Annotated in this window: 24 protein-coding genes; 15 read left to right on the top strand and 9 right to left on the bottom strand. The window is 59.9% G+C overall.

Features of this window, described 5'->3' with window-relative positions; all coding sequences use genetic code 11:
• Positions 1 to 140 precede the first annotated feature (140 nt).
• On the bottom strand, positions 141 to 698 hold the full coding sequence (locus KBP52_RS23505; protein ID WP_064387625.1) for a hypoxanthine-guanine phosphoribosyltransferase: 558 nt from the start codon (positions 696 to 698) through the stop codon (positions 141 to 143).
• A gap of 174 nt (positions 699 to 872) precedes the next feature.
• On the opposite strand from KBP52_RS23505, the gene upp reads away from it, so the two are divergent.
• Together upp and KBP52_RS23495 are read left to right on the top strand one after the other, a co-directional pair.
• Positions 873 to 1,511, top strand: coding sequence for a uracil phosphoribosyltransferase (gene upp, locus KBP52_RS23500; RefSeq protein WP_007912842.1), 639 nt, complete (start codon positions 873 to 875; stop codon positions 1,509 to 1,511).
• 2 nt (positions 1,512 to 1,513) lie between these two features.
• Positions 1,514 to 2,788 carry a uracil-xanthine permease family protein gene (locus KBP52_RS23495; RefSeq protein ID WP_077574503.1) on the top strand — a complete coding sequence of 425 codons (1,275 nt, stop codon included), beginning with the start codon at positions 1,514 to 1,516 and terminating at the stop codon, positions 2,786 to 2,788.
• A 103-nt stretch (positions 2,789 to 2,891) separates the two neighbouring features.
• On the opposite strand, the gene hemH is transcribed toward KBP52_RS23495, so the two are convergent.
• Together hemH and KBP52_RS23485 are read right to left on the bottom strand one after the other, a co-directional pair.
• Positions 2,892 to 3,917, bottom strand: coding sequence for a ferrochelatase (gene hemH, locus KBP52_RS23490; protein WP_212621066.1), 1,026 nt, complete (start codon positions 3,915 to 3,917; stop codon positions 2,892 to 2,894).
• A 13-nt stretch (positions 3,918 to 3,930) separates the two neighbouring features.
• Positions 3,931 to 4,833, bottom strand: a complete 903-nt coding sequence (locus tag KBP52_RS23485) for a TIGR01777 family oxidoreductase (protein WP_212621065.1) — start codon at positions 4,831 to 4,833, stop codon at positions 3,931 to 3,933.
• A 197-nt stretch (positions 4,834 to 5,030) separates the two neighbouring features.
• Here KBP52_RS23485 and KBP52_RS23480 point away from each other — a divergent pair, with 197 nt between their 5' ends.
• From KBP52_RS23480 to KBP52_RS23425, 12 genes are all read left to right on the top strand, one after another.
• Positions 5,031 to 6,017 (top strand): FAD-dependent oxidoreductase, encoded by a 987-nt coding sequence (locus KBP52_RS23480; RefSeq protein WP_212621064.1) that lies wholly within the window; start codon positions 5,031 to 5,033, stop codon positions 6,015 to 6,017.
• A complete protein-coding gene (locus KBP52_RS23475; RefSeq protein WP_116031496.1) occupies positions 6,014 to 6,229 on the top strand; it encodes a TIGR02450 family Trp-rich protein in 216 nt (71 codons plus the stop codon). Before KBP52_RS23480 ends, KBP52_RS23475 begins: the two co-directional genes overlap by 4 nt.
• A 213-nt stretch (positions 6,230 to 6,442) precedes the next feature.
• Positions 6,443 to 7,405, top strand: coding sequence for a DUF523 and DUF1722 domain-containing protein (locus KBP52_RS23470; RefSeq protein ID WP_212621063.1), 963 nt, complete (start codon positions 6,443 to 6,445; stop codon positions 7,403 to 7,405).
• Positions 7,405 to 8,346, top strand: coding sequence for a MerR family transcriptional regulator (locus KBP52_RS23465; RefSeq protein ID WP_212621062.1), 942 nt, complete (start codon positions 7,405 to 7,407; stop codon positions 8,344 to 8,346). The genes KBP52_RS23470 and KBP52_RS23465 overlap by 1 nt, the downstream gene beginning before the upstream one ends.
• A gap of 20 nt (positions 8,347 to 8,366) precedes the next feature.
• A complete protein-coding gene (gene phrB, locus KBP52_RS23460) occupies positions 8,367 to 9,812 on the top strand; it encodes a deoxyribodipyrimidine photo-lyase (RefSeq protein WP_212621061.1) in 1,446 nt (481 codons plus the stop codon).
• A complete protein-coding gene (locus KBP52_RS23455) occupies positions 9,805 to 10,227 on the top strand; it encodes a nuclear transport factor 2 family protein (RefSeq protein ID WP_077574511.1) in 423 nt (140 codons plus the stop codon). The genes phrB and KBP52_RS23455 overlap by 8 nt, the downstream gene beginning before the upstream one ends.
• On the top strand, positions 10,224 to 11,006 hold the full coding sequence (locus KBP52_RS23450; protein ID WP_123595789.1) for an SDR family NAD(P)-dependent oxidoreductase: 783 nt from the start codon (positions 10,224 to 10,226) through the stop codon (positions 11,004 to 11,006). Before KBP52_RS23455 ends, KBP52_RS23450 begins: the two co-directional genes overlap by 4 nt.
• Positions 11,003 to 12,250, top strand: a complete 1,248-nt coding sequence (locus KBP52_RS23445; RefSeq protein WP_212621060.1) for an FAD-dependent oxidoreductase — start codon at positions 11,003 to 11,005, stop codon at positions 12,248 to 12,250. The genes KBP52_RS23450 and KBP52_RS23445 overlap by 4 nt, the downstream gene beginning before the upstream one ends.
• Positions 12,247 to 13,062: a DUF1365 domain-containing protein gene (locus KBP52_RS23440; protein WP_212621059.1), complete on the top strand. Its 816-nt coding sequence runs from the start codon at positions 12,247 to 12,249 to the stop codon at positions 13,060 to 13,062. Before KBP52_RS23445 ends, KBP52_RS23440 begins: the two co-directional genes overlap by 4 nt.
• Entirely contained in the window at positions 13,049 to 14,314 is a 1,266-nt protein-coding gene (locus tag KBP52_RS23435; protein WP_123595796.1) for a cyclopropane-fatty-acyl-phospholipid synthase family protein, read from the top strand. The genes KBP52_RS23440 and KBP52_RS23435 overlap by 14 nt, the downstream gene beginning before the upstream one ends.
• Entirely contained in the window at positions 14,307 to 14,798 is a 492-nt protein-coding gene (locus KBP52_RS23430) for a DUF2878 domain-containing protein (protein WP_212621058.1), read from the top strand. The genes KBP52_RS23435 and KBP52_RS23430 overlap by 8 nt, the downstream gene beginning before the upstream one ends.
• A gap of 52 nt (positions 14,799 to 14,850) precedes the next feature.
• Positions 14,851 to 15,156, top strand: a complete 306-nt coding sequence (locus KBP52_RS23425; protein ID WP_007912865.1) for a YkgJ family cysteine cluster protein — start codon at positions 14,851 to 14,853, stop codon at positions 15,154 to 15,156.
• A gap of 129 nt (positions 15,157 to 15,285) precedes the next feature.
• On the opposite strand, the gene KBP52_RS23420 is transcribed toward KBP52_RS23425, so the two are convergent.
• From KBP52_RS23420 to hemA, 6 genes are all read right to left on the bottom strand, one after another.
• Positions 15,286 to 15,804 (bottom strand): acyloxyacyl hydrolase, encoded by a 519-nt coding sequence (locus tag KBP52_RS23420; protein WP_016987213.1) that lies wholly within the window; start codon positions 15,802 to 15,804, stop codon positions 15,286 to 15,288.
• A gap of 112 nt (positions 15,805 to 15,916) precedes the next feature.
• The gene (gene murI, locus KBP52_RS23415) at positions 15,917 to 16,708 is read right to left on the bottom strand and encodes a glutamate racemase (RefSeq protein WP_212621057.1); all 792 of its coding nucleotides are present in this window, start codon (positions 16,706 to 16,708) and stop codon (positions 15,917 to 15,919) included.
• Positions 16,701 to 17,456: a molybdopterin-synthase adenylyltransferase MoeB gene (locus KBP52_RS23410; RefSeq protein WP_123595810.1), complete on the bottom strand. Its 756-nt coding sequence runs from the start codon at positions 17,454 to 17,456 to the stop codon at positions 16,701 to 16,703. The genes murI and KBP52_RS23410 overlap by 8 nt, the downstream gene beginning before the upstream one ends.
• Positions 17,450 to 18,280 (bottom strand): peptide chain release factor N(5)-glutamine methyltransferase, encoded by an 831-nt coding sequence (gene prmC / locus KBP52_RS23405; RefSeq protein WP_212621056.1) that lies wholly within the window; start codon positions 18,278 to 18,280, stop codon positions 17,450 to 17,452. Before prmC ends, KBP52_RS23410 begins: the two co-directional genes overlap by 7 nt.
• Positions 18,281 to 19,363, bottom strand: a complete 1,083-nt coding sequence (gene prfA, locus KBP52_RS23400) for a peptide chain release factor 1 (protein WP_077574521.1) — start codon at positions 19,361 to 19,363, stop codon at positions 18,281 to 18,283.
• Positions 19,360 to 20,646, bottom strand: coding sequence for a glutamyl-tRNA reductase (gene hemA / locus KBP52_RS23395; RefSeq protein WP_007951716.1), 1,287 nt, complete (start codon positions 20,644 to 20,646; stop codon positions 19,360 to 19,362). Before hemA ends, prfA begins: the two co-directional genes overlap by 4 nt.
• A 182-nt stretch (positions 20,647 to 20,828) precedes the next feature.
• On the opposite strand from hemA, the gene KBP52_RS23390 reads away from it, so the two are divergent.
• Positions 20,829 to 22,553: a tetratricopeptide repeat protein gene (locus KBP52_RS23390; protein ID WP_077574522.1), complete on the top strand. Its 1,725-nt coding sequence runs from the start codon at positions 20,829 to 20,831 to the stop codon at positions 22,551 to 22,553.
• Position 22,554: the final 1 nt, after the last annotated feature.

Below are 22,554 nucleotides of genomic sequence, written 5' to 3'. Positions count from 1 at the left end.
CCGAGCACTCTAGCATGGGTATCACGCAAACAAATGTAGGAGTGAGCCTGCTCGCGATTGCGGTCTGTCAGCAACGTTGATGTTGGCTGATACGACGCTATCGCGAGCAGGCTCACTCCTACAGGGGATGGTGCAGGGTCTTACATGCCTTTAACGGCAAAGATCCCGTTGGCGTTGCGCCAGTAGCCTTTGTAATCCATGCCGTAACCGAAGATGTAACGGTCGATGCACGGCAGGCCGACGAAATCGGCTTTCAGGTCAGGACGCGCCTTGCGGTCGTGATCCTTGTCGATCAGCACAGCGGTGTGCACTTTGCGCGCGCCGGCGTGTTTGCAGAAGTCGATGATCGCGCCCAGGGTGTGACCTTCGTCGAGGATGTCGTCGATGATCAGCACGTCGCGGTCGATGAACGAGACTTCCGGCTTGGCTTTCCAGAACAGGTCGCCGCCGCTGGTTTCGTTGCGATAACGGGTCGCGTGCAGGTAGGACGCTTCCAGCGGGAAGTGCAGATGCGTCAGCAGCTTGCCGGAGAAGATCAGGCCGCCGTTCATCACGCAGAACACCACCGGGTTGCTGTCAGCCAGTTGTTCGTTGATTTGTGCACCGACACGGGCGATGGCCGCCTCGACTTCAGCTTCGGTGTACAGGCAGTCAGCCTCTCGCATGATTTGACGGATATGCTCGAGATCAGCGGACATGGCGCTCTCCAGGGGGGAATGTGGGGGGGTATGGCTGCGAAAAGCGGGCAAAGGTACGCATCTCGCGGGGCCGAATCAAGCCTTTATGGACTAACGTACAGAATGTCCTATAGGACATCACCCTCGGATAGATTAATCTAGGCCGGTTTTTTTGCCCGCCGCCGGAGTTTTTCCATGCCCATCCTCGAGATCCGCCATCCGCTGATCCGTCATAAACTCGGCCTGATGCGCCGCGCCGATATCAGCACCAAGAACTTCCGTGAGCTCGCTCAGGAAGTCGGCGCCCTGTTGACCTATGAAGCTACAAAAGATTTGCCGCTGGAGTCCTACGATATTGCAGGCTGGTGCGGCACCGTATCGGTCGAGAAGATCGCCGGCAAGAAGATCACCGTCGTGCCGATCCTGCGCGCCGGCATCGGCATGCTTGAAGGCGTGCTGAGCCTGATCCCGGGTGCGAAAGTCTCCGCTGTGGGCGTTGCCCGTAACGAAGAAACCCTGCAAGCGCACACCTATCTGGAAAAACTGGTCCCGGAAATCGACGAACGGTTGGCGATGATCATCGACCCGATGCTCGCCACTGGCAGCTCGATGGTTGCGACCATTGATCTGTTGAAGAAAGCCGGCTGCAAAGACATCCGCGCCATGGTGCTGGTTGCCGCGCCGGAAGGCATTGCTGCAGTAGAAAAGGCTCACCCGGACGTGACCATCTACACCGCGTCCATCGATGAGCGCTTGAACGAGCACGGTTACATCATCCCAGGGCTTGGCGACGCCGGTGACAAGATCTTCGGCACCAAGCAGAAGGACGCGTAACCATGCAGCAAGAGTTCAACGATCCGCTCTGGCGCACGGTGCTGTCCGGCGCCCAGATGCTGTTCGTGGCTTTCGGCGCCCTGGTGCTGATGCCGCTGATCACGGGCCTGGACCCGAACGTGGCACTGTTTACCGCGGGTCTGGGGACGATCCTGTTCCAGATCGTCACCGGGCGTCAGGTGCCGGTGTTTCTGGCGTCGAGCTTCGCTTTCATCACCCCGATCATTCTCGCCAAGGGCCAGTTCGGCCTTGCCGCGACCATGGGCGGGGTGATGGCGGCCGGTTTCGTCTACACCTTCCTCGGCCTTGCCGTGAAGATCAAAGGCACGGGCTTCATCGACCGTTTGCTGCCGCCGGTGGTGATTGGTCCGGTGATTATTTCCATCGGCCTGGCCATGGCGCCGATTGCCGCGAACATGGCGATGGGCAAGGCGGGCGACGGTTCTGAACTGATCCATTACCAGACCGCAATGCTGATCTCGATGCCGGCATTGCTGACCACGTTGATCGTGGCGGTGTTCGGTAAAGGCATCTTCCGTCTGGTGCCGATCATCTCTGGCGTGCTGGTCGGTTTTGCCATGGCATTCTACTTCGGCGTGGTCGACACGGCGAAGATTGCCGCTGCGCCATGGTTTGCGATTCCGCATTTCACCGCGCCGGAGTTCAACTGGCAGGCGATTCTGTTCATCGTGCCGGTTGCCTTGGCGCCGGCGATTGAGCACATCGGTGGCGTGATTGCCGTCGGAAGCGTGACCGGTCGCGACTATCTGAAGAAGCCGGGCCTGCATCGCACCCTGCTCGGTGACGGCATTGCCACCACCGCCGCCGGTCTGTTCGGCGGTCCGCCAAACACCACCTACGCCGAAGTGACGGGCGCAGTGATGCTGACCAAGAACTACAATCCGAAAATCATGACCTGGGCGGCGATCTTCGCCATCAGCCTGGCGTTCATCGGCAAGTTCGGCGCGCTGCTGCAGAGCATTCCGGTACCGGTGATGGGCGGGATTCTGTGCCTGCTGTTCGGTTCAATCGCGGCGGTGGGCATGAACACCCTGATCCGGCACAAGATCGATCTGGGCGAAGCACGCAATCTGGTGATCGTGTCGGTGACGTTGGTGTTCGGGATTGGCGGTGTGCTGGTCGGCACCGGGACTGGTCCTGACGACTTCGGCCTCAAAGGCATCGCGCTGTGCGCGGTGGTGGCGATTGCGCTGAACCTGATTCTGCCGGGCAATGATGGCTGGAAGAACAAGAAGGCGGATGAGCCGCTGATCTAAGGCCTGAAGATTTTTATTGCCTGACAGATAGCTATCGCGAGCAGGCTCACTCCTACAAGGTCAACGCAATACCTGTAGGAGTGAGCCTGCTCGCGATTTGCTTTTAGAGCGCCAGCGGTGCTCGTTCGCAGAGGGTCGCCAAGGCCTTCGCCCATTGCCGGTCGTCGTTCAGGCACGGCACCAGCACCAACTCCTCGCCCCCCGCTTCGCGGAACTGTTCCTTGCCGCGATCACCAATCTCCTCCAGCGTCTCAATGCAGTCGGCAACAAACGCCGGGCACATCACCAGAATCTTCTTCACGCCGCTTTTCGCCAGTTCATCCAGCCACGCTTCGGTGTACGGCTCGATCCACTTGGCCCGGCCCAGACGCGACTGAAACGACACCGACCATTTGCCATCCGGCAACCCCATGCGCTCAGCAAACAGAGCCGCTGTGCGCAGGCATTGCGCGCGATAACAGGTCGCCAATACCGCAGGCGAGGCGTTCTTGCAGCAGTCTTCATTCTTGAAGCAATGATTGCCGGTCGGATCGAGTTTGGTCAGATGCCGCTCGGGCAAACCGTGGAAGCTCAGCAGCAGGTGATCGTAATCCTGCTGCAGGTGCGGCCTGGCGCTTTCAACCAGCGCATCGAGGTATTCCGGCTGATCATAGAACGGCTGCAGCACCGACAATTGCACGTCGAGCTTATTCTGGCGGATCACCCGTTTCGCTTCTTCGATCACCGTGGTCGTGGTGCTGTCGGCGAACTGTGGATAGAGCGGCGCCAGCGTGATGCGCTTGTGCCCCGCCGCGACTAGCTTGAGCAAACAGGTTTCAATCGACGGCTCGCCGTAACGCATGGCCAGTTCTACCGGGCCGTGGGTCCATTGCGTAGTCATCTGCTGTTGCAGGCGACGGCTGAGCACCACCAGCGGCGAACCCTCGTCCCACCAGATCGACGCATAGGCGTGGGCCGATTGCTCCGGGCGTTTGATCAGGATCAGCGACACCAACAGACGCCGCACCGGCCATGGCAGGTCGATCACGTACGGGTCCATCAGGAATTGATTGAGGTAGCTGCGCACATCGGCCACTGAGGTTGAGGCCGGGGAACCCAGGTTGACCAGAAGCAAGGCGTGATCGGTCATGCAACGTCCTATTTCAGAGGCGGCTGGAGAGATCGTCCAGGGCCGCGCGTAAATCCGTGAACTGGAAAGTGAAACCCGCTTCCAGCAAGCGTGCCGGCATAGCCTTCTGGCCGCCGAGCAACAACAAAGACATCTCGCCGAGGCCGACCTTCAGCGCCAGGGTCGGCATCGGCATGAACGCCGGGCGGTGCAACACGCTGCCCAGCGTCTTGGCAAATTCGCGATTGCGCACAGGTTGAGGCGCGCACGCATTATAAGGACCACTGGCCTGATCCCGGTGTAGAAGAAAATCAATCAGGGCGATTTGATCGTTGATATGAATCCACGGCATCCACTGCCGACCACTACCCAAAGGCCCGCCCAGCCCGAGTTTGAACGGCAACAGCAAGCGCGACAAAAAGCCGCCCTCGGCCGACAGCACCAGCCCGGTGCGCACCAGCACTACACGAATGCCCTGCGCTTCGGCGCGCAGTGCGGTTTCCTCCCAGGCGATGCACAACTGACTGGCGAAGTCGTCGATCACCGGCGGCGAATCTTCGGTCAGTTCGCGCTCACCGCCATCGCCGTACCAGCCGATCGCCGAACCGGAAATCAACAATGCCGGTTTCTGCGCGCGGGTTTCGAGCCACGCCAACAGCGTTTCGGTGAGCTTGATGCGGCTGCTCCACAACAACGCCTTGCGGCGATGGGTCCACGGCCGATCGGCAATTGGCGCGCCGGCCAGATTGATGATCGCGTCGACAGGCTCCTCGCCGAGATCTTCCAGACGCTCGATGCCACGCACCTGCGCACCGCAGATCTTCGCGACCTTCTCCGGTTTACGGCTCCAGACCGTCAGGCGATGGCCCTGCCCTGACCAGTGTCGGCAGAGCTGACGTCCGATCAAACCAGTACCGCCGGTCAGCAATATGTGCATGACATCTTCCTCGCGTGGCGTTTAACCCGGATCACTAGTCTATTTTTATAAGCAGGGATCTTTTCTATCGGGCAGGCTCTATTGTTTAACCATAGGCCAAGCTGTCAGAACGAGAATGCTAGAAGTTATACCAAAAAACAAAATTGTACAGGTTTCATCCACGGCGTAGTCTGTACAGAAAGGTAAACGAGGCCCCTATGACTGTACCTATCGCAATCATCGGCACCGGCATCGCCGGACTCTCCGCCGCCCAGGCTCTGACAGAGAGCGGGCACACCGTCCAGTTATTCGACAAGAGTCGCGGCAGCGGCGGGCGCATGTCGAGCAAGCGCAGCGACGCCGGCTCGCTGGACATGGGCGCGCAATATTTCACTGCCCGCGACCGGCGCTTCGTCACCGAAGTGCAGCGTTGGCAAAGCCAGGGCTGGGTCGCCGAGTGGACGCCGCAGCTCTACACCTACCAGGGCGGGCAACTGAACCTGTCGCCGGACGAGCAGACCCGTTGGGTCGGCGCGCCGCGCATGAGCGCCATCACCCGTGGTTTGCTCGACGGTCTGGAAGTGCATTTCGCCTGCCGGATTACCGAGGTTTTTCGCGGTGAAGAACACTGGCATTTGCAAGACGCCGAAGGCTTCACCCACGGGCCGTTCAGCCACGTGGTGATTGCCACGCCAGCGCCGCAAGCGACGGCATTACTGGCCGCTGCGCCGAAGCTGGCCGGTGCCGCCGCCGGGGTGAAAATGGACCCGACCTGGGCCGTCGCCCTCGCCTTCGACACGCCGCTGGACACGCCCATCGAAGGTTGCTTTGTGCAGGACAGCCCGCTCGACTGGCTGGCGCGCAACCGTAGCAAACCGGGGCGCGACAATACTCTCGACACATGGGTGCTGCACGCCACCAGCGCGTGGAGCCGGCAACACATAGACCTGTCCAAGGAAGCGGTGATCGAACAACTGCATGGTGCTTTTGCCGAACTGCTGCACAGCGCCATGCCCGCGCCGAGCTTCAGCCTCGCCCACCGCTGGCTCTATGCGCGACCCGCGACGGGCCACGAATGGGGCACGCTGGCCGATGCCGATCTGGGCCTGTACGCCTGCGGCGACTGGTGCCTGTCCGGGCGCGTCGAAGGCGCTTGGCTCAGTGGCCAGGAAGCTGCGCGACGCTTGCACGAACACCTGCAATGAACCGCATCAATCCGCAAAAATTGCTGCTGTCGAAATGGACAGCAGCCCACCCGCAAAACCGTGAAAAACACTTTCTGGTGACCGAACTGTTCCGTGATGAGGAAGGCACGGTGCTGGAAGTCGAGTTGCAGGCGGTGTTGACCAAGCGTGCTGAGCGCCTCGATTGGCAAGTCCTCAAGAACAACGATCACTGGTTATTGGGTTGGCAATAAAACCCCCTGTAGGAGTGAGCCTGCTCGCGATAGCGGTTTGTCAGTAACATCGATGTTGCCTGAGACGGCGCCATCGCGAGCAGGCGAAGGCCTACAAGAAATCGCATCAACCGAAAAAGTTATACAAATAATTTGACTTGTACACCCATGAATCTATGCTGAGCAAAGTTGTACAGAGATCAACCTCTGTACAGGTATAGATTCGAGGTGCCCATGTCTGACCCTTGCCTAGCCAAACCAAAAATCGCCATCAGCGCCTGCCTGCTGGGTGCCGAGGTGCGCTACAACGGTGGCCACAAGGAGTCACGCCTGTGCAGCCGCACCCTCACCGAGCATTTCGATTTCGTTCCGGTGTGTCCGGAGGTCGCGATCGGCCTGGGCATCCCGCGCGAACCGATCCGTCTCGTTGGCGATGCCGAGCATCCACAAGCGGTCGGCACGGTGAACCGGGCGATCAACGTTACCCAGCCGCTGGCCGAATACGGCGAGAAAATGGCCGCCGAACTCGATGACATCTGCGGCTACATCTTCATGCAGCAATCACCGTCCTGCGGCCTGGAGCGGGTCAAGGTCTACCACGCCAACGGCGCCCCGGTGAACGGCGGCGGGCGCGGAATCTATGCCCAAGCGTTCTGCGCACGGCATCCGGATCTGCCCGTGGAAGAAGCCGGGCGCCTCAACGATCCGGTGCTGCGCGAGAACTTCATCACCCGCGTGTTCGCCTACAGCGAATGGCAGCAAGTCCTCGCCAATGGCCTGAGCCGTCGCGCCCTCACCGAATTTCATTCGCGCTACAAATATTTGCTGATGGCGCATAACCCGCTGCAATACAAAACACTGGGCAAACTGCTCGGCAACATGGCGCACAGCGATCCCGCCGAACTCGGCCCGCGCTACTTCAGCGAACTGATGGCGGCGTTGAAAAAATGCGCCACGCGCGGCACCCACTGCAACGTGCTGCTGCACATCAGCGGTTATCTGAAACAGGTAATCAGCGCCGAAGACAAACAGGAAATGCAGCACGTCATCGGCCAGTACCGCCAGGGCATCGTGCCGCTGGTGGTGCCGTTGACGCTGCTCAAGCACCACTTTCGCCTCCATCCGGATTCGTACATCGCGCAACAGGTTTACCTGCAACCGCACCCGGAAAACCTCAGCCTGCGAAACGCAATCTAATGAACGACAAAATGGATACCAGCGCCCGGGAAGACCTTGGCGCGGATTTTAAAAAAGCCCTCGACGAGGGCTGGCTGCCGATTCGCGAAGTCGCCCGGCAGACCGGCGTCAACGCGATCACCCTGCGTGCGTGGGAACGCCGCTACGGGCTGGTCGTACCGCAACGCACCCCAAAGGGTCACCGGCTCTACTCCGCCGAACACGTGCAGCAAATTCTGGCCATTCTCACCTGGCTCAACCGTGGCGTTGCAGTCAGCCAAGTCAAACCGCTGCTCGACGCACCACAGGCGTTCAGCGAATCGGTGGAAAACGACTGGCAACGCTTGCGCCAAACCCTGCTTGCCGCCGTCACCCAACTCAATGAACGCAGCCTCGACGACAGCGTCAATCAGGCCATGGCGCTCTACCCGCCACGCACGTTGTGTGAGCAATTGCTGATGCCGCTGCTGGCAGAACTGGAGCAGCGCTGGCAAGGCCAGTTCGGCGCGCAAATGGAGCGGGTGTTCTTTTATTCGTGGTTACGCAGCAAATTCGGCACCCGCATCTACCATAACAATCGTCAGTTACATGGCGCCCCGCTGTTATTGATCAATCATTCCGACCTGCCACTGGAACCTCATCTGTGGCTGTGCGCGTGGCTGATCAGTAGCGCTGATTGTCCGGTGCAAGTGTTTGACTGGCCGCTGCCGGCCGCCGAATTGGCGTTGGCGGTCGAACATCTGCAAGCCCGTGGCGTACTGCTGTATTCCAGCAAAGCCATGAACCTTGCGCAGTTGCCGAAACTATTGAACGGAGTCAGTTGCCCGAAAATGCTGGTCGGACCAACGGTATGCATCCACCACGCCGAGTTGTCCGTAAGAACTTCCGAGATGGCTGATGTGTTCCTGGCTGAAGACGCGCTGCTGGCGCACCAGGTACTCGTGCAGCGTGGGCTGATCTAATGGACGCAGTGAGTTCCGACATGCAATTGATCTGGCTGCGCAGCGACTTGCGCCAACATGACAACACCGCTCTCGCGGCCGCCGCAGCACGCGGCCCGACGGTCGCCGTGTATCTGTTGAGTCCGCAGCAATGGCTGGAACATGACGATGCAGCGTGCAAGGTCGACTTCTGGTTGCGCAACCTGAGTGAGTTAAGCGCAAGCCTTGGCCAACTCAACATCCCGTTGCTGATTCGCACTGCAACCCATTGGGATCAGGCCCCGGCAGAACTGCTCAAGCTCTGCCGGCAGCTGAAGATAGCGGCAGTGCACGTCAACGAAGAATATGGCGTCCATGAAAGCCGTCGCGATGCAGCGGTGGCCGAAACACTGAAGGCCGAGGGCATCACGTTTCACAGCTATCTCGACCAGTTGCTGTTCAAACCCGGCAGCGTGCTGACCAAGACCGAGAGTTACTTCAAGGTGTTCAGCCAGTTCCGCAAAGTCTGTTACGAACGCCTGCATCGCTCGATGCCTGCGCTGATAAAGGCTCCCGGCAAACAAAGCGCTTTGAACATCGACAGCGACCCGGTTCCTGATTCCGTCAAAGGCTTCGCGACCCCGAGCGACTCGCTGCGAGCGCTGTGGCCAGCCGGTGAACAGGAAGCCCGACGCCGCCTCGACACCTTCACCGACGCTCAGATCGATTACTACCAGAGCGAACGCGACTTCCCGGCCAAGCCCGGCACCAGTCAGCTCTCGGCGTATCTCGCTGCCGGCGTGATCTCACCGCGCCAATGCCTGCACGCCGCCCTGCAAAGCAATCAGGGCGAATTCGAAAGCGGCAAGGTCGGTGCGGTCACCTGGATCAACGAGCTGCTGTGGCGCGAGTTCTACAAACACATTCTGGTCGGCTATCCCCGCGTTTCCCGCCATCGCGCTTTCCGCCCGGAAACCGAGGCGCTGGCCTGGCGTGATGCGCCGGACGATCTCGCCGCGTGGCAAGAGGCGCGCACCGGTCTGCCAATCATCGACGCAGCCATGCGCCAATTGCTCGAAACCGGCTGGATGCACAATCGCCTGCGCATGATCGTGGCGATGTTCCTGACCAAAAACCTGCTGATCGACTGGCGCGAAGGCGAACGCTTTTTCATGCGTCACCTCATCGATGGGGATCTGGCGGCGAACAACGGTGGCTGGCAATGGAGTTCGTCGACGGGCACCGATTCGGCGCCGTACTTCCGCATCTTCAACCCGCTGAGCCAGTCGGAAAAATTCGACAGCGAAGGCCTGTTCATCAAGCACTGGCTGCCGGAACTGGTCGGCCTCAACAAAAAACAAGTGCACAACCCGGCCGCCGTCGGTGGATTGTTCGGCGCGGCGGACTATCCGTCGCCGATCGTCAACCTCAGCGCCTCGCGTCAGCGGGCCTTGGCAGCCTTCAAGAATCTGCCTTCGCGAACATCTACAGGAGGCGATGATGAGTGAATTCCTGCGCCGCTTCGCCCGGCAATTTTCAGCGTTGAACAAAGACAACCTGCAAAGCCTGGGCGAGCTGTACAGCGATGACATTCATTTCACCGACCCGCTGCACGAGGTCCAGGGGCTGGCGCAGTTACGCGACTATTTCGGCGAGCTATACGCCAACGTCAGCGAACTGCATTTCGACTTTCATGGTTTCGACCAGATCGGCGACTGCGAAGGTTACCTGCGCTGGGTCATGAGCTATCGCCATCCACGCCTGGCGGGTGGCCGCTTGATTCGCGTCAGCGGCTGCTCGCACCTGCTCTGGCGCGACAAGGTTTATCGCCACCGGGATTACTTCGATGCCGGGGCGCTGCTGTATGAACACTTGCCAGTATTGGGCCGGGTCATTGCCTGGCTGAAAAGGAGAATGGGATGAGTCGTACACCTCCACGGCGGTATTGGTTGACCGGGGCCAGCAGTGGCATCGGCGCCGCGCTGGCTGAAGAGATCCTGAAAACCGGTGCGCACTTGGCGGTCAGTTCCCGTCAGATCGCCCCGCTCAAGGTCTTGTCGCAACGCTATCCGGGGCAGGTTTTGGTGGTACCGGGAGATCTGACCAACAGCCAGACAGTGCGCGAAATCGGTGAGCAGATCGCCGCAGACTGGGGTTCGCTGGACTCGGTGATTCTCAACGCCGGCACCTGCGAATATGTCGACGCCAAGCAGTTCGATTCCTCGATCATCGAGCATGTGGTGCGCACCAATTTGCTCGCCAGCAGTTATTGCATCGAGGCTGCCCTGCCGCTGCTGCGCAAAGGCACTGCGCCGCATCTGATCGGCGTGGCCAGCTCGGTGACCTACCTGCCGCTGCCACGAGCCGAAGCCTACGGCGCCTCGAAGGCCGGATTGCGTTACCTGTTCGAATCGCTGCGCATCGATCTGGCCGACGAAGGCATTGAAGTCACCGTGGTCAGCCCGGGTTTTGTCGAAACACCGCTGACCGCAAAAAACGATTTCCCCATGCCCTTGAGCTGGCCTGTGGATAAAGCCGCACGGCACATCTTCGCCAAGCTCAAGGACCGGCCGCTGGAGATCGCCTTCCCGGCGCTGTTCATGGCCGCGCTGTGGCCGCTATCGAAACTTCCATCGCGGGTACAACTGGCGATCGGCAAGCGCATGGTGCGCAAGTCTCCACCACTGACGGATCCGACATGAAAATAGCCATCGTCGGCAGCGGGATCGCCGGGCTGACCTGCGCTTACCTGCTCAATCGCCGCCATGAAGTGACGGTGTTCGAGGCCGGCGACTGGGTCGGTGGTCACACGCACACCGTCGACGTTACGGTCGCTGGACGGCAGTACGCCGTGGACACCGGTTTCATTGTGTTCAACGACTGGACCTACCCGAATTTCATCCGTCTGCTCGGCCAGCTTGGCGTAGCGTTCAAACCGACCGAAATGAGTTTCTCGGTGACCGACCCGGACACCGGTCTGGAGTACAACGGCAACAACCTCAACAGCCTGTTCGCCCAGCGCAGCAACCTGTTTTCGCCCGGGTTCTGGGGCATGTTGCGCGACATTCTGCGCTTCAACAAAGAAGCCCAGCGCGACCTCCTTGAACTGCGCATCGCCGCCGACACCACCCTCGACGAATACCTCAAGGCTGGCGGTTACGGCGAGCGTTTCATCCTGCATTACATCGTGCCGATGGGCTCGGCGATCTGGTCGATGCCAATGGCGGAAATGCTCAATTTCCCGCTGCAGTTTTTCGTACGTTTTTTCAAGAATCATGGACTGTTGTCGGTCAGTGATCGTCCGCAATGGCAAGTTATCGAAGGCGGCTCGAGCGCCTATATCGCGCCGCTGACAGCCGCGTTCAAGGAGCGGATTCGTATCAATTGCCCGGTAACCCGGGTTGATCGTGACGTGCATGGCGTAGTTATCCACAGCCCGGCAGGCCTCGAACACTTCGATCAGGTGGTGTTCGCCTGTCACAGCGATCAAGCGTTGAAACTGCTGGCGATGCCGAGCGATGCCGAACGCGCGATCCTCGGCGCCCTGCCCTACGCCGCCAACGAAGTGGTGCTGCACACCGACACGCGCTTGTTGCCGACACGCAAACTTGCGTGGGCGAGCTGGAACTATCGGCTCAGCGGCGCTGGCCATACCCACGCCGCCGTCACCTACGACATGAACATTCTGCAGGGCATTCAGAGCAACACCACGTTCTGCGTCAGCCTCAATCAGAGCGCCGGCATCAGCCCCGACAAAGTGCTTGCCCGTTACACCTATGCCCATCCGCAATTCAGCCTCGCTGCGGTGGCGGCACAGAATCGCTGGGGCGAACTGGATGGCGCGCAGCACACACATTATTGCGGCGCCTATTGGGCCAACGGTTTTCATGAGGACGGTGTCGTCAGCGCCTTACGCGTGGCCGCTGCGTTCGGGGAAACCTTATGAACAGCGCCCTGTACAGCGGCTGGATCGGCCATCGGCGTTTCTCGCCGCGCCGCCATGAATTCCGCTATCGGATCGGTCTGCTCTACCTCGACCTCAGCGAACAGGACGCCGTGCTTGCACTGTCGCCGCTGGCCGGGCGCAGTCGCTTTGCGCCGTTTTCCTTTCGCGAGACCGACTACCTGAAGACCTTTACCGGCCGAGGCATGCGCCTGATCGATGCCGTGCGTCAGCAGGTCGGCATCGCCATCGGCCATGAACCGCAAGGCGCGATCTGCCTGCTGACCCAGGCGCGCAGTTGGGGGTTGTCGTTCAATCCGGTGAGTTTCTTTTATTGCCATGAGGCCGACGGACAACTGGCGGCGATTGTTTGCGAAGTCACCAATACGCCGTGGCGCGAGCGTTATCACTATGTGCTGCCGGCGCGCACGCCCGCCAATCTGCAGGATTTTCATCAGCACTTCGCCGTGGCCAAAGCCTTTCACGTTTCGCCGTTTCTGCCCCGCGATCTCGAATACCGCATGAGTTTCAGTCCCGCCGCGCAAGCCCTCGGTGTGCACATGGCCGACTGGCAAGGCGAGCAAAAACTGTTCGACGCCACACTCAATCTGCAACGCGAAAATCTTGATCGTCGCAGCCTGCATCGTTACTTGCGGCGCTTTCCGTGGATGACCGCGAAAACTGCCTTGGCGATTTACTGGCAGGCGATGCGCCTGCTGCTCAAACGCGCACCGCTCTTTGCTCATCAGGCTGCCGACGGCAGCTTTCAAACCGCCACTGTGCCTCCCAAGGAGCACCGCCATGAAATCCTCTAGTCTGTCGGTCAGTCGGTTCAGCGCCAACGGTTTGACCGGATCGCTGCTGCGCCGTGGAGTGCTGCGCCAATTGGCTCAGTTGAAAAACGGGCAACTGCTGGTGGTCGAGGATGGCGAACGTCTGATGTTCGGTACGCCGGGCAGTGCCTTGCTCGGGGAAATCCATGTGCTCGACTCGGCCGTCTGGGGCATGGTTGCCGGCAATGGTTCGATTGGTGCTGGCGAGGCGTTTATCCACGGTTATTGGAGTTCACCGGATCTGACAGCGGTGGTGCGCGTGTTCGTCAGCAACCTCGATGTGCTCGATGCCATGGAGGGTGGCCTGGCCCGCCTCGGCCGGCCGCTGGTGCAAGGCCTGCACTGGCTCAACCGCAACACGCGCAAGGGTTCGCAGAAAAACATCGCCGCGCACTACGACCTCGGTAACGATCTGTTCGAACAGTTTCTCGACCCGACCATGATGTATTCGGCGGCGCAGTTCCTTACGCCCGAAGACAGCCTGGAGCAGGCGCAGCTGAACAAACTGGAGCGGATCTGCCAGAAGCTCGCGCTCAAACCCGATGATCATTTGCTGGAGATCGGCACCGGTTGGGGCAGCATGGCGCTTTACGCCGCCCAGAATTACGGTTGCCGCGTGACCACCACAACACTCTCGAAAGAACAGTACGCGTTTACCGCACAACGCATCGAACAACTGGGTTTGCAGGATCAGGTCACGCTGCTGCTCAAGGACTACCGCGACCTCACCGGCGAATACGACAAACTGGTGTCGATCGAGATGATCGAAGCGGTCGGCCACCGCTTCCTGCCGACCTACTTCAAACAATGCGCGCACTTGCTCAAGAGCAACGGTTTGATGCTGATCCAGGCGATCACCATCCGCGAACAGCGCTACGAACAGGCCAAGCGCGGCGTCGATTTCATCCAGCGCTACATTTTCCCCGGCGGCGCCCTGCCCTGTGTGCAGAAAATGCTCGAGGTGGTCAGCCGCGACACCGATATGAACCTGCTGCACATGGAAGATTTCGGCCTGCATTACGCAAAAACCCTGCGCCTGTGGCATGAGAACTTCCGCCGCGCCCATGGCCGTCTCACCGAACTGGGCTATGACGATTATTTCCTGCGCCTGTGGGAGTTTTACCTGTGTTACTGCGAGGGCGGCTTCCTCGAACGCACCATCGGCACCGCGCAGTTGTTGCTGGCCAAACCGGCTGCAATGACCGCACCGCTGCTCGGACGCTTCGATGCTTGAGCGTGTCGCCAATGCCGTGTTGTTCCAGATCGGCTGGCTGACCTGCGTGCTCGGCGGCAACAGCTTGTGGCTGCTGCTGGCGTTGGCGGTGTTGGTGATTCATCTGCGCTGGATCAGCAGTTGGGCGGCTGAAGGCCGTTTGATTTTGAGCGTGGTGATTGTCGGCACGGCGGTGGACAGTGTGTTGCGTGGTGTCGGGGTGTTCGAGTTTCAGGATCAGTCGCCACTGATTCCGCTGTGGCTGATGCTGCTCTGGGCACTGCTGGCGACCACGTTGCGTCATTGCCTGGCATGGAGCGCCCGGCCATGGTGGCTGGCCAGCGTGCTGGGCGCGGTCGGCGGCGCGTTGTCGTATTACGCTGGCGGGCGACTGGCCGGGGTGCAATTTCCCTATGGCGAGTTACCGACATTGATCGGCATCGGCCTGCTCTGGGCACTGCTGTTTCCGCTGCTGCATTCCATAGCGCGCCGGTTGGCGCACTGAGCGTCTGTCAGACCTTTCACACGCACAGCAGCGACTGCCTTACACTGCCGCCATGAAAACCATTCCCCACCAGCAAATCACCGAGCCGGCGGTCACCTGCTCGACCTGCGCGGCGTGCTGCTGCCAGCTCGAAGTGATGTTGATCACCGACACCGGCGTGCCTGATCGCTTTATCGATACCGATGAATGGGGCGGCGAAGTGATGCTGCGCCTGGACGACGGCTGGTGCGCGGCGCTGGATCGCGACAGCATGATGTGCACGATCTATGAGAAACGACCGTTGATCTGCCGCGAGTTCGAGATGGGCGCGCCCGAGTGCATTGAAGAGCGCAAAGGCATCACGACCGCCTACCGCTGATCCCAAGAACACCCCAAAACAAATGTAGGAGTGAGCCTGCTCGCGATAGCGGTGTGTCAGTCAATATATGTGTGACTGACACACCGCTATCGCGAGCAGGCTCACTCCTACAGGGGGTATGCGCTCGGCTTAGAGCGGCATCGTGTAATGCAGCGAGTAACTTTCTACACCGTCGTTGTCACTGGCAAGGCCGGCGTTGGAATAGTGCGTCGCCCGAATCCCGACTTCATGCCCGCCATTGAAACGCAGACCAAAACCGAGGCGATCTTCAAACTGGAAAGAGCCGCCGAGATTGTTGGATTCGTACTTGGTGTTAGAGAACGCCGCCACGCCAATCCCCGCTTCGATATACGGTTTGACCGACTGACCGGCAAACTCGTAAACAAACACCGGCGAGAACGAAAGGCTGTTGTTGCTCGAGGTCTTGTCGCCTTCCCAGTAGGTGTAGGCGCCGCTCCAGTAACCGGTCAGGCGACCGACGTCACTTTGCAGCCAGCTCTTGTCCCAGTCGAAATTCATGCCCAGGCGGTACGTCATGGTCGAGTCGCTGGTGGCCCCCACTGCGAACTCAACACCTGCCGCTTGTGCAGTAAAACTTTGCCCCATCAGTGCGGCCGCAATCGCGGCCAAGCAGAATAGTCGCTTCACGTTGAAACTTCCTTTTCCGGAACGATCGTTTGGTTTTCTAGATAACTCTTCGCTATAGAAGCTAGCGCCTGCTTAGAAGTTCAGCTGATTTTTTAGTTATTTCACAATTTTTTTACAAGTCGAAGTTTTGCACTTCGCCGGCACTCTGGCCCAGTAGCGGCAGGATGTTTCTGAAGTAGGCAGGATCAGCGCTGGTCCAGAATCTGACCGCCTGGTTCGGGCCGGCAGCGAGCAAATCGCGCTCCGCCAAAAGCCGCTGAAGTTGCCGCGCTACAGCCGCACCGGTATCGATCAGCGTGATGTCCGCTGGGATCATCGACTTGAGCATCGGCTTGAGAAAGGGATAGTGGGTGCAGCCCAGAATGATCGTGTCGCAACCGCTGGCCAACAGTGGCTCGACATACCCTTGCAGCAACTGGCGCAACTCGGCGCTGTGCAGATCGCCGCTTTCAATCAGCTCGACCAGGCCAGGGCATGGCTGGGTGATCACGCGTACATCAGCGGCAAAGCGATCCAGCAACGCGGCGAATTTGGCGCTCTGCAATGTGCCGGTGGTGGCGAGCACGCCGACCACACCGCTGCGGGTTGCGGCGGCGGCGGGTTTGACCGCTGGCTCCATGCCGACTATTGGCCAGTCGGGAAAATCACGACGCAAATCGGCAACGCCCGCGACCGTCGCGGTATTGCAGGCCAGCACCAACGCCTTGGCACCTTGCTCGCGGAAAAACCCGGCCATCACGCTGCAACGCTGGCGAATGAACTCAGGGGTTTTCTCACCGTAGGGAATGTGCCCGCAATCGGCGACATAGAGCAGTGATTCATTGGGCAACAAACGCTGAATTTCCGCCAGTACCGACAAGCCGCCGACACCGGAGTCGAACACGCCGATCGGCGCTTCACGCATGGCGCGAACCACAGACGCTGCAACCCGGATCACGCTTGACGCGCAACTCGCGGAAACGCGAGCCGAGGGCATCGATCAACAGCAAGCGACCCACCAGTGGTTCGCCGAAACCGACCAGCACCTTCAAGGCTTCCAGCGCCTGCAGGCTACCAACCAGGCCGACCAGCGGCCCGACCACACCGGCCTCGCTGCAAGTCAGTTCGGCTTCGCTGCCGTGTCCGTATAAACAGTGGTAACACGGACTCTCGGCACGACGTGGGTCGAACACCGATAGCTGACCTTCCAGACGAATCGCCGCACCGCTGACCAACGGTTTACACGCGGCCACGCACGCCGCGTTGACCGCCTCACGAGTGGAGAAATTATCGGAGCAGTCGAGCACCAGATCCACCGCCGCCACGGCAGCCGCGAGAGAATCTTCGTCCAGTGCCTGACGGTGAGCGATCAGTTGGATCTCGGGATTGATCGCGCCCAGACGCTTGAGCGCCGAGTCGACCTTGCTCATGCCGACGCTGTCGGTGTCATGGATGATCTGACGTTGCAGGTTGGTCAGGTCGACGGTATCGAAATCCGCCAGATGCAATTGGCCGACACCGGCCGCGGCCAGATACAGCGCAACCGGCGCACCGAGACCGCCGAGACCGACGATCAGCACGCGACTGTCCTTGAGCTTCAATTGCCCGTCGATGTCGATGTGTTGCAGCAGAATCTGCCGACTGTAGCGCAGCAATTCCTGATCATTCAGCACGGCAGACGCCCCAGACTGATGCGTTGATGACCGCCCAGATCGGTGCGGCTGTGGACTTCTTCGAAACCGCGGGTCAGCAGCAGATCACGCACGGCTTCGGCTTGATCATAGCCGTGTTCGAGCATCAACCAGCCAGCGGCCTGCAGATGTTCCGGGGCCTGCGCAACGATCAGACGCAGATCGTCGAGACCGTCCTCACCGGCAACCAGCGCACTGGCCGGTTCGAAGCGCACATCGCCTTCGACCAGATGCGGATCGGCGGCAGCAATGTACGGCGGGTTGCTGATGATCAACTGGAAACGCTGACCTTCCAGCGCGCTGAACCAATGGCTGCTCAGCACCGTGGCGTTGTTCAGATGCAGGCGCTGGCGATTGCGCTCGGCCAAAGCTACGGCTTCGAGTACGCGATCCACGGCGGTGACTTTCCACGCCGGACGCTCGCTGGCCAAGGCCAAAGCAATCGCACCGCTGCCAGTGCCGAGGTCGAGCACTTTGGCCGGGGTCGCGGGCAGCAATTCCAGCGCCGCTTCCACCAGCAACTCAGTGTCCGGACGCGGGATCAGCGTGTGCGGTGCGACTTCCAGATCGAGTTTCCAGAACCCCTGCTGCCCGAGAATGTAGGCCACCGGCTCGCCGCCACGGCGACGTTGCAGGTATTCGGCAAAGGTCAGCGCTGCTTCACTTGGCACGATGCGCTCGGGCCAGGTGTGCAGAAAGCTGCGCGATTTGCCCAGTGCCGCGGCCAGAAGCAACTCGGCATCCAGACGCGCAGTCGGTGAATCCGGCAATTCGGCGGCACGCAACAGGCTGGCAATGATGGTCATTTATTCACCTATCGCTGCGAGTTGGTCAGCCTGATATTCGGCCAGCAATGGCTCGATCACCGCTTCAACGCCACCGGCAAGAATTTCATCGAGGGAATACAGGGTCAGGTTGACGCGATGGTCTGTAACCCGGCCCTGGGCAAAGTTGTAGGTGCGGATGCGCTCGGAACGATCGCCCGAGCCCACCAGCAATTTACGCTCGCTGGCGATCGCATTGGCCGCCGCTGCGGTTTGCTGATCATTGAGCTTGGCCGACAACCACGCCATCGCCCGTGCACGGTTTTTGTGCTGGGAACGTTCTTCCTGACACTCGACGACGGTGCCGGTCGGTATATGGGTGATGCGGATCGCGGAGTCGGTGGTGTTGACGTGCTGACCACCAGCCCCGGAGGAACGGAACGTGTCGACGCGCAAATCCGCCGGATTGATCTCGATGGCTTCGCGCTCGTCCGGCTCGGGCAACACCGCCACGGTGCAGGCCGAGGTGTGGATACGGCCCTGGGATTCGGTGGCGGGCACGCGCTGTACGCGGTGCGCGCCGGATTCGAATTTCAGTTTGCCGTAAACGTTGTCGCCTTCAATGCGCGCGATGACTTCTTTATAGCCACCGTGTTCGCCTTCGTTTTCCGAAAGAATCTCGACCCGCCAGCCACGGCGCTCGGCGTAACGCGAGTACATGCGGAACAAATCGCCGGAGAAGATCGCTGCCTCGTCGCCACCGGTGCCGGCGCGAATTTCGAGGAAGACGTTGCGGCCGTCATTCGGATCCTTGGGCAGCAACATGCGTTGCAGATCGGCTTCCAGGGTGATCAGCAATTCCTTGGCTTCGCGGACTTCTTCCACGGCCATTTCGCGCATGTCCGGGTCGCTGTCCTTGAGCAGCGCCTGCGCGCCTTCAAGATCGCTTTGTACGCTGAGCAGCTTTTTATAGCCTTGTACCACCGGCTCGAGTTCGGCGTATTCCTTGGAATAAGCGCGGAATTTGGCCTGGTCGGCAATGACTTCGCCGTCGCCAAGCAGCGCGGTCAGTTCCTCGAAACGGTCCTGGAGGACATCCAGCTTATTGAGCAGTGACGCTTTCATTGCGGTTTTTTATCCGAAAAGCTATCCGGTGAGCCCTCAAGGGCAAAGAGTTCCTGGGCCATGGCCAGCGCATCAAGGCGGCCTTCGGCAGAAAGCTTTTTCAATTGCACGCTCGGGGCATGCAACAGTTTATTGGTCAGGCCACGGGCCAGTTGCCCGAGCACGTCTTCAGCGTTGCCGCCGTTGGCGAGCAGGCGCAGGGCTTTTTGCAGCTCCTCGTCGCGCAGGCGTTCGCTCTGTTGACGATAGGCCTTGAGCACATCGACCGCCGCCAGCTCACGCAGACGCACCATGAAATCGTCAGCGCCGACCGAAACCATTTCTTCCGCCGCCTGGGCTGCGCCCTGGCGACTCTTGAGGTTCTCGGCTACCACTTCGTGGAGATCGTCGACGCTATAAAGGTAAACGTCGTCCAACTCGCCGACTTCCGGCTCGATATCGCGGGGAACGGCGATGTCGACCATAAAGATCGGTTTGTGCTTGCGCAGCTTCAAAGCGCTTTCAACCGCGCCCTTGCCGAGAATCGGCAACTGACTGGCAGTCGAACTGATCACGATATCGCTGCGCACCAGTTCCGCCGGGATGTCCGACAGCAACACCGCGTGAGCGCCGAACTGTTCGGCCAGCAGACTGGCGCGTTCCAGCGTGCGGTTGGCGACGACGATGCGCTTGACCCCCAGCTCGTGCAAATGGCGGGCGACCAGGGTGATGGTCTCGCCGGCGCCGATCAGCAAGGCCTGGCTGCGCTGCAAATCACTGAAAATCTGTTTCGCCAGGCTGACGGCAGCAAACGCCACGGACACCGGGTTTTCACCGATAGCGGTGTCGGTGCGTACCTGTTTGGCGGCATTGAAGGTCGCTTGAAACAGTCGCCCCAGCAGCGGGCCGATGGTTCCGGCCTCGCGGGCCACGGCGTAGGCCGATTTCATCTGGCCGAGAATCTGCGGTTCGCCCAACACCAGCGAGTCGAGCCCGGAGGCGACGCGCATCATGTGACGAACTGCCGCATCATCTTCATGCACATAAGCACTCGCGCGCAGCTCATCGAGGCTTAAATGGTGATAGTCGGCCAGCCAGCGCAGCACGATATCGGCAGAAAGCTGATCCTGTTCTATATAAAGCTCACTGCGATTGCAGGTGGAGAGGATCGCGGCTTCGCGGCTGTCGGTCAGTCGGCAGAGCTGCTGCAAGGCCTCCACCAGCTGTTCAGGAGTAAAAGCCACGCGCTCGCGGACGTCTACTGAAGCAGTCTTGTGGTTGATACCGAGTGCAAGGAAGGCCATTCAAGGTCGCTGATGGTGACGTGAAGCCGGCAATTGTCCACCTTCGAAAGATTCAGAACAACTACCGCTGACTATTGTCCCAATCGTCAGCCCCTATAATGGGCACAATTGAGTCTCGGTTATGTTTGGCCGAAGGCTTGTGTCATGATGATCCGACCGCAGGTTAGTCGTCCTCTTCCTATATGAATAGATCTTCCGCGTTGCTCCTTGCTTTTGTCTTCCTCAGCGGCTGCCAGGCCTTGGCTCCCGTTTCGCCGGACGGTACGCCGTCGGTTGAAGACACCACGCCTGCGCCTGAAAAGCCCAAGGTTTACAGCTCGTTCAGCGAGGAAACCGTTTTCAGCCTGTTGAGCGCCGAACTCGCCGGCCAGCGCAATCGTTTCGACATTGCCCTGGATAACTACGTGACCCAGGCCATCAATACGCAGGATCCGGGCGTCTCCGAGCGCGCATTCCGTATCGCCGAATATCTGGGCGCCGATCAACCGGCCCTCGATACCGCGCTGATCTGGGCGAAAAACGCCCCGGACGACCTCGAAGCGCAACGCGCCGCTGCCGTGCAACTGGCGCGCGCCGGGCGTTATGACGACTCGATGGTCTATATGGAGAAGGTCCTGCAGGGCAAGGGCGACACCCATTTCGACTTCCTCGCGCTGTCGGCAGCGGATACCGATCAGGAAACCCGCAACGGTCTGATGAAAAGTTTTGACCGTTTGTTGCAGCGTCATCCGAACAACAGCCAGCTGATTTTCGGCAAGGCCCTGCTCTTGCAACAGGACGGCGACAACAAAGCCGCGCTGGCCCTGCTCGAAGACAATCCGCCGGATGACGGCGAGATCGCGCCGATTCTGCTGCGCGCGCGCCTGCTGCAAATTCTCAACCGAGGCGACGAAGCGCTGCCACTGCTGCAGAAAAGCATCAAGAAGTATCCGGACGACAAACGCCTGCGCCTGACTTACGCACGCATGCTGGTCGAACAAGACCGCATGGACGACGCCAAAGCCGAGTTCTCCAGCCTTGTGCAGCAATACCCGGAAGACGACGAACTGCGCTACTCGCTGGCCTTGGTCTGCCTGGAAGCCAAAGCCTGGGATGAAGCCAAGGGTTATCTGGAAGACTTGATCGCCCGTGAAAGCCACGTCGATTCGGCGCACCTGAACCTCGGTCGCATCGCTGAAGAACGCAACGACCCGCAAGGCGCCCTCATCGAGTACGCCCAGGTCGGCCCGGGCAATGACTATCTGCCAGCGCAATTGCGTCAGGCCGATATTCTGATGAACAACGGCAAGACCGCTGAAGCGCAAAGCAAACTCGCCGCCCAGCGCGACGAACAACCGGATTACGCGATTCAGTTGTACCTGATCGAATCGGAAACCCTGTCGGCCAATAAACAGGACGACAAGGCCTGGAAAGTCTTGCAGCAAGCTTTGCTGCAATACCCGGACGATCTGAATCTGCTCTACACCCGGGCCATGCTCGCGGAAAAACGCAATGACCTGGCACAGATGGAAAAAGATCTGCGCCTGATCATCAAGCGTGATCCGGACAACGCCATGGCACTCAATGCTTTGGGCTACACCCTGTCCGATCGCACCACGCGCTACGCTGAAGCCAAAACGCTGATCGAGCAGGCACACCAGATCAACCCGGAAGACCCGGCCGTACTCGACAGCCTCGGCTGGGTGAATTACCGCCTGGGCAATCTGGATGACGCCGAGAAATATCTGCGTCAAGCGCTGGAGCGTTTCCCTGATCACGAAGTCGCCGCGCATCTGGGCGAAGTGTTGTGGACCAAGGGCAACCAGCGTGAAGCCAAACAAATCTGGGGCAAATTCCTCAAGGATCAGCCCGACAGCACCATTCTGCGCAGCACCATCAAGCGCCTGACCGGATCCGAGACTCTTTAAC

The sequence above is a fragment of the Pseudomonas sp. SCA2728.1_7 genome (assembly GCF_018138145.1).
Classification (GTDB): Bacteria; Pseudomonadota; Gammaproteobacteria; order Pseudomonadales; family Pseudomonadaceae; genus Aquipseudomonas; species Aquipseudomonas koreensis_A.
The sequence above is the reverse complement of the archived record's forward strand: the minus strand, read 5'-3'. Positions and strand labels throughout refer to the sequence as shown.